Raw genomic sequence first — 7,007 nt, 5'->3', positions numbered from 1 at the left:
GTCCCGGCACACCGACGATTAACGGACCCTGGATCCGTGGGGCGAAAGACACGTTGCTCTTGTTTCTGGACGGCCCGGAGGTGCTGTCCGACAACCTGCGCCCGCGGAATATGACCGAGGCGGACCTGCGGGCCAAGCTCCACGAGGCGAACGTGACTCGGCTAGAGCAGGTGCGCGCCGTCGTGATGGAGTCGACGGGCGACGTGCCGGTTTTGGGCAGCTACGCTTTAACCAATCAGAATTCCGCAAGACCTTGAAGGGGTGGGGTATTATCCCCAGTCTTCTCCGTGCTCACGAGACGATGAAGTACAGGCGGGTACTCACCGATCTGCAGAAGATTCGGGAGACGCTCAGCAATAAAGATCTCCACCTCTTCGGCGTCGGCGGCAACTCAACCCTACACATCGCCCGCCTGCTCGGCATCGACTCCGTGGACTCCACAGGATGGCGAAACCGGGCCGCCCGAGGCATCATCCAGTTGCCTGGAAGTGGCGACCGGTCTGTCCGTGATCTTGGGAGCTGGGAGGGACGGGATCCGAGTGACGAAGAATGGGAGACGCTGGCCAACTGTGACTGCCCGGCCTGTGAGAAACACGGTCTCGACGGCCTGAAGGCCAAGAAAACCTTCGGCTTCTGTAATCGGGCCACGCACAACCTCTGGGTTCTTCTCGACGAAGCCCGGTTGATCGAGAAGCACCTTCTCGAGGGGACGTACGACGACTGGTATGAGTCCCACGTCGAGAACTCGACCTACAAGCCCCTAATCGACTTTCTTCGAGAAAAGGAGGAGCAAGAGTCCCCTTTTCTGTTTGGGCTCCTCACTTCTCCAGTTTAGAGTGACGGAATACGAGGATGTCCACGGCCGGTCCCTCCGTCTCACCGAAGAACGGGAGGACCACATTCGGACGACACATCCGGAATTGACTGATTTGCCTGAGTTCCTTCGTCCTACGATCCGAGCCCCCGATCGGATCGTTCGGTCGCGGACCGATGAGACCGTTGAGCTGTTCTACCGATCCTTCGAGACCACACCGGTCACGAGCAAATATCTGTGCGCCGTCGTGAAAGCAGCGGTAGAGGACCCGTTCATTCTCACGGCGTACTTCACGGACTCGATCAAACGAGGTGAGGTGCTATGGACAAAGACGTAACCGTCTGGTACGACCGCGAGGGCGACTACCTGGAGGTGATCTTCGAACGCAAGGAGGGGTACTTTCGGGAGACGGACAATGACGCCGTGATGGAGAAGGTCGACCAGGACGGGCACGTGATCGGCTTCTCCATACTCAACGTGAGTCAGACGCAATCCGAGGCGCCCGTCTCCGTGACACTGCGCGACGCAGCCCCGTAGCTCCGCGCAGCACCTGTTCCGCAGGACCTCATCACTCGCCTTCTGTCATGTCTCCGTCTCTGGACGACATCAAGAAGACGCTTCGACAGCACCTCCCCGAGCTCCGCGACGAGTACGGGGGGAGTCCTTCGCCCTGTTCGGATCGTACGTGCGCGGCGAGCAACGCCCCGACAGCGACATCGACATCCTCGTCACGTTCGAGGATCCACCTGGCCTGCTCGGCCTTATCGAGCTGGAGCGCACGTTGAGCGATCTTCTCGGGCAGTCCGTGGACCTCGTCACAGAGAACGCCCTCAAGCCCCGCATCGGAGACCGTGTGCAGGAGGAGGCCGAGCCGATATGACCGACCGTTCCTCCAGTGACCACCTCGAAGACATCCTCGACGCCGCCGAGAAGGCACAGGCGTTCGCGGAAGGCACGACCTACGAGTCCTTCGTGGACGACGACAAATCTGTCTTCGCCGTCATCCGGGCACTGGAGATCGTTGGCGAAGCCACGAAGCGACTGCCCCAACCGCTCCGCGACGAGTACCCGCAGGTCCCATGGTCCTCGATGGCAGGCATGCGCGACAACCTCATCCACGACTACAGCGACGTTGACCGGCAGCTCGTCTGGCGCACCGTCCAGGAAGAACTTCCTGAGGTTCGTCAGCACCTGCGCACGATTCTGGAAGAAATGGAGAGCTAACCACCCCTCGACGGCTTCGTTGCTTCCCCAGCGCATTTCGCCCCCTCAATCAAACGAGGTGAGGTGTGATGGACAAGGACACAACCGTCTGGTACGGTCGTAAGGGCGACTATCTTGAGGTGCTCTTTAGGCAGAAAGAAGGGTACTTCCGAGAGACCGAAAACGACGCTGCCATAGAGAAGGTCGACCCGGAGGGGCACGTGATCGGTTGCTCCCTCCTCAACGCTCGTCAGAATCCGTCCGAGGCCTCCGCTTCGGCACCGCTGCGCGACGCAGCGCCATAGCCTCTCATTGCGTCCCTTCGTCTCGTCCCGACCCCCAATGATCGACTGGACCTGGATCCGCGCGGCAAAAGACGCGCCGCTCATGATCGTGTGCTCGGCGGTGGCGCTGTACGTCCTGCTCATCCTGTACACCCGGATCGTGGGGCTGCGCAGCTTCTCGAAGATGAGCGGCTTCGACTTTGCGATCACCATTGCCATTGGATCAATCCTCGCCAGCGTCACGCTCTGGCAAAAGCCGACGCTCCTAGAGGGCGCTGTGGCGCTCGGGGTGCTCTTCGGGCTACAATTTGTCGTGGGCAACCTGCGCAAACGGGTGCCTGGCGTTACGGCCCTCGTGGACAACGCGCCGCTGCTCCTCACGGACGGCACGGAGGTGCTGTCCGACAACCTGCGCCGCGCCAACATGACCGAGGCCGACCTGCGGGCCAAGCTCCGCGAGGCGAACGTCACCCGGCTGGAGCAGGTGCGCGCCGTCGTCATGGAGTCGACGGGCGACGTGTCCGTGCTCCACGCCCCACCGGACGCCCCGGCCATCGACAACGCCCTGCTTGCAGACGTCAAGGAAGGGGCGAGGTAGCGGACTGGACGCAAGGGCGGAACGCACCATCAGCACCGGGCGTGTGTATTCTTCTATAGCGACGAATGCACTTGCCACCGCCGCACCTATGAAAATTGCACTTGCCCAGATCAACCCCACCATCGGCGACCTGGAGGGCAACCGGGAAAAAATTCTCCGGGATGCCCACCGGGCCCGAGACCGCGGGGCCGATCTTGTCGTTTTCCCCGAGCTTTGTGTGACGGGGTATCCGCCCGAGGACCTGCTCGAGAACCCCTTCTTCCGCACGGCCACCCAGCGGACCGTCGAGCACATCGCGCAGCACGTGCCGTCGGACCTTGGGATCATCATCGGCGCGCCGGTGCCGAACCCCGGTGCGTACGGCAAGCCGCTCCATAACGCCGCCCTCCTCTTCGAAAACGGGCAGCTGCAGGACCGTGTGTGCAAGACACTGCTCCCCACCTACGACATCTTCGACGAGCACCGCCACTTCGAACCAGCCGGTTCGCGCGGCATCGTCGAGTGGCGCGGGGTGCGGCTCGGGCTGCACGTGTGCGAGGACATGTGGAATGTGCACCACCCGGAGGGCTACAACAACGGCCACCGCTACGAGTGCGACCCGGTCGCCGAGCTGGGGGCGCAGGATCCGGATCTCTTCATCAACATCAGTGCCTCGCCGTTTTCAATCGGCAAGCACGCAGTGCGCAACGAGCTGGTAGAACACATCTGCCGCCGGCACGAGCGGCCGTTCCTTCTCTGCAACCAGGTGGGCGCCAATACCGAAATCATCTACGACGGCGACAGCCGCGTCCACGCCGCCGACGGCACGCAGGTGGCGTGCGCAGCCTCCTTCGAGGAGGACCTGCTCGTCTGGGACACGGAGGCGTCCGCGGACGCCTGCACGCCCGACCGCGATCCGGTGGCCGACCTGCACGACGCGCTCGTCCTCGGCATCCGCGATTACTACGAGAAGACCGGCATCTTCGACAAGGCCCTCATGGGCCTCTCGGGCGGCATCGACTCGGCGGTCACCTGCGCGCTGGCCGCCGAGGCCCTCGGGCCGGAGCGCGTGGTCGGCGTCACTATGCCCTCCAGGATCTCCTCGGAAGGCTCCGTCACCGATTCGGAACGGCTCGCCGAGAACCTGGGCATCGAGTTCAAGGAGATCCCCATCGAGCCGGCCGTCGACGCGTTCGACGAGATGCTGGCAGAGGAATTTGCGGGGACCGAGCCCGGCGTGGCCGAGGAAAACATCCAGTCCCGCGCCCGCGGCGTCACGCTCATGGCCCTCTCCAACAAGTTCGGCCACCTGCTCCTATCGACGGGCAACAAGAGCGAGATGGCCGTCGGCTACGTCACGCTCTACGGCGACACGAACGGCGGGGTGGCCGTGCTGAGCGACGTGCTCAAGACACGGGTCTACAGGCTCGCCCACCACATCAACGAGCGGGCCGGAACGGAGATCATCCCGCAGAGCACGATTGAGAAGCCGCCGTCCGCCGAGCTGCGCGAGGGGCAGAAAGACACCGACACGCTGCCGCCCTACGAGACGCTCGACGCCATCCTTAAGCGCTACATCGAGCAGAAGAAGGAGCTGGGGACCATCGTCAGCGAAACGGGGCTCGACCGAGACCTGGTGCGCGACGTGCTGCGGCAGGTGGACCAGAACGAATACAAGCGCCGTCAGGCGCCGCCCGGCCTCCGCGTCACCGAGAAAGCCTTCGGCGTGGGCCGCCGCATTCCCATCGTCAAGGAGTGGGACCGGGACGTCGGCGAAGCACTCGCCGAAGAGTCCTTTGCTGAGTAGGACAGGCGTCGGCAGCTCGTCGGCCCGCCCTCGTCCAAACGCCCACACCTCCACAGGCCTACACGCAGCTGAATGATCGACTACGTCTCCGGCACGCTCGTCGACAAGGACCCGGAGTCGGCCCTCGTAGACGTGAACGGCATCGGCTACCGCGTCTACGTGCCCACCTCCACGTACCAGCGCCTGCCCGACACCGACGAGGAGGTGACCCTCCACACCTACCACTACCTCCGCGAGGACGACGAGGCGCTCTACGGCTTCGCCACCAAGGCCGAGCGGACGGTCTTTGAGACCATGACCGGCGTCTCGCGTGTGGGGCCGAAGCTGGCCCTCTCGGCCCTGTCCTCGATGAGCCCCACTGAGCTGCGCGACCACGTGATGGAGGAGGACAAGAGCCGCCTAACGCAGATCTCGGGGGTGGGAAAGAAGACCGCCGATCGGCTCATCGTGGAGCTCCGCGACCCCCTCGCGGACCTGGACGTCTTCGACGACACATCTCCCCTCAGCGGCGGCTCCGACGCCCGGGCCGAGGCGCGGGCCGACGCCCTGGAGGCCCTTACCGAGCTGGGCATGAGCAAGGCCGACGCCGAGCGCGCCATCCGCCAGGTACTGCGCGAGGACGCCGGCATTCAGTCGGCCGACGAGCTCACCCAGCGGGCCCTGAAGGAGAGCCAGGACTAAGAACTTGCTCCCGGCGCTGCCTCCGCTTGACTGTCTCCCTTGTGCTGGAGGCGACCCATGAACCCGGCCCGCGGGGACCCCGATCGGTTGACAATCATGCATCATTCTTCACGCGTCGCGCTTCACGCACCACGAGTCGCCCCTTAGTTTTTGGGCGGTCCCTTGTGGCACACCAAATTTGCGATTGACGACGCAGCCTCCATGTCCGACGACCTCCGCCTGTTCGCCCTCTCCGAAAGTCAGGAGTTCGGCCGAACCGTCGCCGCGGCGCTTGACACCGAGCTGGATGCCCACCACGAGCGTACGTTTGCCGATGGGGAGCACGAAGTGCGGTCCGAGGTGAACGTTCGGGGCCGGGATGCCTTCGTGATTCAGTCGCTCTACGGAGAGGAGGCGTGGAGCGTAAACGACAAGCTGTGTCGGCTTCTCTTTTTCCTGGGGACCCTCCGTGACGCCTCGGCCGATCGGGTCACCGCCGTCGTTCCTTACCTGTGCTACCAGCGCAACGACCGCAAGACCCGCCCCCGCGGGTCCGTCACTACCCGATACGTCGCGAGCCTGTTCGGGGCCGCCGGGGTGGATCGGATCCTCACGATGGACGTGCACAACCTCGCCGTGCTCCAAAACTCGTTCCGAGTCCGCACCGAGCACTTGGAGGCGCACCCACTGTTTGTAAATCGGATGGCCGAGGAGGTGGGCGACGCGGACGTGGTCGTGGTGTCGCCGGACGAGGGCGGGGTGAAGCGCGCCGGAAAGTTTGCGGAGGGGCTGAGCGCAAAGCTCGGGCGCGAGGTGCCGACGGCATTTGTCGAGAAAATGCGCCGGGAAGAAGGCGTCACCGGCGGGACGCTCGTCGGAACCGTCGAGGGGCGGGTTTCCATCATCGTAGACGACATCGTTAGCACCGGGGGCACGATCACGCAGGCCGCCGCGGCGTGCGCCAACGGCGGGGCGCAAGTCGTGTACGGGGTGGCGACCCATGGTCTCTTCGTCGGGGGCGCCGCCGAGCACATCGCCGACTCGGCCCTCGATGCGCTCTTCGTGACCAACACCGTGGCCCCCCATCTCAAGGGAGGGGCAGCCGAGCGCCTCCGGATTTGCGACGCGGCCCCCCGGTTTGCGGCGGCCATCCGTGCCATCCACGCCGAGACCTCCGTGAGCGCCCTGAACAAGGTGTAATCGGGTGAGGAAGTGATTTCAGATTGCACCCCGGATGAGGTGTAGGGGACGGCAGCACGCTCGGCGAACGCGAGCACGCTGCTCCCGCATCACAGCGGCCGGAGGCGAACCTGAATGGCCCCGTCCGGCTGATCGAGATGATTCCGGGCGACGCATCGGTACCAGCGCCAGCGTCCGTTTCCGGTGCGGAGGCGCAGGAGCCACCGGGCCCGCTGCTTTCGGTGGCTCACCATGCGCGCCAGGTCCCGCATGACGCGCCGGAGGTTGCGGCCGTGGACGTGTGAGAAGAAGCAGGGATCGGGGGTTGCGTCAGGGGGGTACTCAAGCACACGGCGCGCCGGTTCGGCAAGGTGCTGGATCGTGCCGCCCCGGTCTAGGGTGAGTACCGGAGCATGAGACGGATCGTCGTCTTTGGAACCGGTTCCAACGTCCGACTGGGAGGTAGGAGAGGCGGGATGGGGA

General features: G+C 64.4%; 12 protein-coding genes. 11 read left to right on the top strand and 1 reads right to left on the bottom strand.

Going from position 1 to position 7,007, the window contains the following annotated elements; genetic code table 11:
- From ABEL04_RS04345 to ABEL04_RS04295, 11 genes are all read left to right on the top strand, one after another.
- Nucleotides 1-257: YetF domain-containing protein (locus ABEL04_RS04345; RefSeq protein ID WP_375801161.1), on the top strand; the 257-nt coding region annotated here is incomplete at its 5' end.
- Between the two features lie 44 nt (nt 258-301).
- Nucleotides 302-835, top strand: a complete 534-nt coding sequence (locus tag ABEL04_RS04340; RefSeq protein ID WP_375801160.1) for a hypothetical protein — start codon at nt 302-304, stop codon at nt 833-835.
- Between the two features lies 1 nt (nt 836).
- Nucleotides 837-1,151 (top strand): hypothetical protein, encoded by a 315-nt coding sequence (locus tag ABEL04_RS04335; RefSeq protein ID WP_375801159.1) that lies wholly within the window; start codon nt 837-839, stop codon nt 1,149-1,151.
- Complete coding sequence (locus ABEL04_RS04330) at nt 1,136-1,351, top strand: DUF2283 domain-containing protein (protein WP_375801158.1); 216 nt, start codon at nt 1,136-1,138, stop codon at nt 1,349-1,351. The genes ABEL04_RS04335 and ABEL04_RS04330 overlap by 16 nt, the downstream gene beginning before the upstream one ends.
- Before the next feature lie 148 nt (nt 1,352-1,499).
- Nucleotides 1,500-1,694 (top strand): nucleotidyltransferase family protein, encoded by a 195-nt coding sequence (locus ABEL04_RS04325; protein ID WP_375801157.1) that lies wholly within the window; start codon nt 1,500-1,502, stop codon nt 1,692-1,694.
- On the top strand, nt 1,691-2,038 hold the full coding sequence (locus ABEL04_RS04320) for a DUF86 domain-containing protein (protein WP_375801156.1): 348 nt from the start codon (nt 1,691-1,693) through the stop codon (nt 2,036-2,038). Before ABEL04_RS04325 ends, ABEL04_RS04320 begins: the two co-directional genes overlap by 4 nt.
- Nucleotides 2,039-2,106: 68 nt before the next feature.
- Nucleotides 2,107-2,322 (top strand): DUF2283 domain-containing protein, encoded by a 216-nt coding sequence (locus tag ABEL04_RS04315; RefSeq protein ID WP_375801155.1) that lies wholly within the window; start codon nt 2,107-2,109, stop codon nt 2,320-2,322.
- Between the two features lie 37 nt (nt 2,323-2,359).
- Nucleotides 2,360-2,899 carry a DUF421 domain-containing protein gene (locus ABEL04_RS04310; RefSeq protein WP_375801154.1) on the top strand — a complete coding sequence of 180 codons (540 nt, stop codon included), beginning with the start codon at nt 2,360-2,362 and terminating at the stop codon, nt 2,897-2,899.
- 88 nt (nt 2,900-2,987) lie between these two features.
- Nucleotides 2,988-4,685: an NAD+ synthase gene (locus ABEL04_RS04305; protein WP_375801153.1), complete on the top strand. Its 1,698-nt coding sequence runs from the start codon at nt 2,988-2,990 to the stop codon at nt 4,683-4,685.
- Nucleotides 4,686-4,757: 72 nt separating this feature from the next.
- Nucleotides 4,758-5,366, top strand: coding sequence for a Holliday junction branch migration protein RuvA (ruvA, locus tag ABEL04_RS04300; RefSeq protein WP_375801152.1), 609 nt, complete (start codon nt 4,758-4,760; stop codon nt 5,364-5,366).
- 201 nt (nt 5,367-5,567) lie between these two features.
- Nucleotides 5,568-6,545, top strand: a complete 978-nt coding sequence (locus tag ABEL04_RS04295) for a ribose-phosphate diphosphokinase (protein ID WP_375801151.1) — start codon at nt 5,568-5,570, stop codon at nt 6,543-6,545.
- 89 nt (nt 6,546-6,634) lie between these two features.
- Here ABEL04_RS04295 and ABEL04_RS04290 read toward each other — a convergent pair.
- A partial coding sequence (locus ABEL04_RS04290) for a PAS domain-containing protein (protein WP_375801150.1) occupies nt 6,635-7,007 on the bottom strand: 373 nt, incomplete at its 5' end.

This window comes from Salinibacter sp., from assembly GCF_042218895.1.
Lineage (GTDB): Bacteria > Bacteroidota > Rhodothermia > Rhodothermales > Salinibacteraceae > Salinibacter.
The sequence above is the reverse complement of the archived record's forward strand: the minus strand, read 5'-3'. Positions and strand labels throughout refer to the sequence as shown.